This is a genomic window from Mesorhizobium sp. M0048, from assembly GCF_040323405.1.
Classification (GTDB): domain Bacteria; phylum Pseudomonadota; class Alphaproteobacteria; order Rhizobiales; family Rhizobiaceae; genus Mesorhizobium.
Map to the genome: position 1 here is coordinate 1 of NZ_JAMYUV010000108.1, position 2,596 is coordinate 2,596.

The 2,596-nt window shown below is 61.0% G+C and carries 3 protein-coding genes; all 3 read left to right on the top strand.

Translation table 11 applies throughout. The annotated features are described in order from the left end of the window. Positions 1-83 precede the first annotated feature (83 nt). From tnpA to tnpC, 3 genes are read left to right on the top strand one after another with little or no spacing between them, the layout of a single operon-like run. The gene (tnpA, locus tag NKJ84_RS32890; RefSeq protein ID WP_352509983.1) at positions 84-557 is read left to right on the top strand and encodes an IS66-like element accessory protein TnpA; all 474 of its coding nucleotides are present in this window, start codon (positions 84-86) and stop codon (positions 555-557) included. Further along, positions 538-891 (top strand): IS66 family insertion sequence element accessory protein TnpB, encoded by a 354-nt coding sequence (tnpB, locus tag NKJ84_RS32895; protein ID WP_352469379.1) that lies wholly within the window; start codon positions 538-540, stop codon positions 889-891. The genes tnpA and tnpB overlap by 20 nt, the downstream gene beginning before the upstream one ends. A 54-nt stretch (positions 892-945) precedes the next feature. After that, positions 946-2,517: an IS66 family transposase gene (gene tnpC, locus NKJ84_RS32900; RefSeq protein ID WP_352509984.1), complete on the top strand. Its 1,572-nt coding sequence runs from the start codon at positions 946-948 to the stop codon at positions 2,515-2,517. Positions 2,518-2,596 lie beyond the last annotated feature (79 nt).

The window sequence follows — 2,596 nt, forward strand, 5'->3', positions numbered from 1 at the left end:
CGTAAGCGCGAATTTCCCCGCACCTTTTGCTGTTGAGTGCTCTGATGCATGAGGTGTCCACCAAAATAGGTGGACACCTTGTGATGGAAGAAGATGAGCAGAAACTGCGGGTGAGGCTTGTCGGTCGGGACGGGCGACGCCGATACGACCCGGCATCGAAGGACCGTCTTGTCTCGGCCTGTCTTGAGCCTGGCGTGTCGGTATCGAGGCTTGCGCTCGAACATGGGGTCAATGCGAACGTTCTTCGGAAGTGGATAAAGAAGCGGGCGGAGACCCAGTCCCTCCCACAGCCCCCACCATCGGCGTTCATCCCGGTTCAGATTGAAAGCACTTCCGATCGGGCCTTGCTGCGACAGAGCAGCATGGCTGCGGTGGATTTGCCGGGGACTTGCGATGGGGCACGTAGGTCGGCATCGAAAAGGACAGCGCCTTTTTCCTCTCCAGCCAAGGTGAGCGCGTCGCTGCCGAACGGCGTGAAGTTGACGCTGGAATGCGGTGATGTGGATGCGTTGACGGCGACCATCGGAGCACTGGGTCATGTTCAGACTGGGCGCTGACCTGAAAGTCTACCTGCACCGCGAGCCGATCGACTTCCGGGCCGGCATCAACAGCCTTGCGGTTCTGGTCCAAGAGACGATGGCGCTCGATCCGTTTGCTCCGGCGGTTTTTGCGTTCTGCAATCGCCGGCGCGACCGGATGAAGCTCCTGTTCTTCGATCGGTCGGGCTTTGTGCTGGTAATGAAGCGGCTGACCGAGGACAAGTTCCGGTGGCCGCGCCGGGAGGCAGCGGTGGTCACGCTTACGACCGAGCAATTGCACTGGATCCTCGACGGCATCGACATCGATGCGATGGTCCGCCATCCGGTGCGGCAATATCAGGTTGCCGGTTGAGGGCTCTCGAATTGAGCGGTTGACGCGGCGGCATGCTTTCGATTCAAGAATCTGATGAATCGACCCGGCGAACCGACTGTTGAAGAGTTGATGGCGCGCATTGCTGCGCTGCAGGCGCAGAACCGTCAACTCGCCGAACGCGTCGTCAAACTCGAGGAAGAGCTGGCGCTTGCGCGGCTGCATCGTTTTGCGCCGAAGAGCGAAAAGCACATTGACCGTCTCTTCAATGAAGCCGAACAGGCCGCGGAGGAGGACGCCGCCGACAGCGAAGATGGCGGCGTCGTTGTCCTGCCGGACACGGGCTTGCCGGCGAGCGAAGGGGCGACGGGAAAGAAGCGCGGCCGCAAGGCCTTGCCGGAAAACCTGCCGCGCGAGCGCGTCGAGTACGACCTTCCCGACGACCAGAAGGCTTGTCCTTGCTGCCGTCATCAGATGCATCGCATGGGCGAGGCCGTTACCGAGCAACTTCATATCGAGGTGAAGGCGAAGGTTCTGCAGAATGTGCGGTTCAAATATGCTTGCCGCCATTGTGAGCGTACCGGCATCAACACGCCGGTCGTGACCGCGCCGATGCCCGCGCAACCCTTGCCGGGCAGCATCGCTACGGCCTCGACGCTGGCCTTCGCGCTCGTTCATAAGTATGTCGACGGCACACCGCTCTACCGCCTGGCGCAGGCTTTCGAGCGCGCGGGCGTTCCTGTCAGCCGTGGCGCTCTGGGTCACTGGGTGATCGGCTCGAGCGAAAAGCATCTCGCCCGCATCTATGACGTGCTGAAGCTGCGGCTCAGATCGCAGCCCCTCATCCATGGCGACGAGACCACGGTCCAGGTGCTGAAGGAAATGGACAGAGAGGCCACCAGCACCTCGTACATGTGGGCATACCGGAGCGGCCACGACAGTGACGAGCCGATCGTGCTGCTCGATTATCAGCCGGGTCGCGGCCAGATACACCCGCAGACCTTCTTGGGCGATTACCGCGGCATCGTGATGAGTGACGGTTATTCCGCCTGGCGCACGCTGGAAGGGGCAACGCATCTTGGCTGCATGGCTCATTCGAGGCGGCGCTTCGTCGATGCCCTAAAGGCGAGGAAGAAGGGTGGCGGCCCGCCGGAACAGGCACTCCGGTTCTTCGAACAGCTCTATCGGGTTGAAAGGCAGGCGCGGAACGAAATCCCCGATGACGGCGAAACGCGAGATGACTGCATTCGCCGCTTCCGCCAGCAACATAGTGTCCCGATCCTCCATGCTCTCAAGGCATGGCTCGACGACATCGCCCCAAAAGTCTTGCCGGACAGCAAGCTCGGCGACGCCGTCTCCTACACCCTGAACCAATGGGGATATCTGACTCGTTACACCGAGGACGGCAGCATGCCGATCGACAACAATCTTCTCGAGCGTGACATCAGAATCTTTGCCACTGGCCGGAAAAGTTGGCTGTTCAGCGATACCGTCGACGGAGCCAGGGCCAGCGCCGTCATCTACAGCCTGATGTTGACCTGCCGCGCCTGTGGCGTCGAGCCGTTAGCGTGGCTGCGCCACGTCCTCACTGAACTACCTCAGCGCCCCGAGAACGCAGCCATCGAGGATCTGCTGCCCTTCAACTTCGCCAAAGCAACAGCAGCCTGATCAGACCAGATACCGTTCCCGATTCGAAGGCCATCCGTCGAAAGCGCTCGCGTCAACGTGCAGCGAAAATAGCGCTTAC

Coding starts and splice junctions, on each gene's coding strand:
- tnpC (WP_352509984.1), top strand. CDS start 946: ATGAATCGACCCGGCGAACCGACTGTTGAAGAGTTGATGGCGCGCATT.
- tnpA (WP_352509983.1), top strand. CDS start 84: ATGGAAGAAGATGAGCAGAAACTGCGGGTGAGGCTTGTCGGTCGGGAC.
- tnpB (WP_352469379.1), top strand. CDS start 538: ATGTTCAGACTGGGCGCTGACCTGAAAGTCTACCTGCACCGCGAGCCG.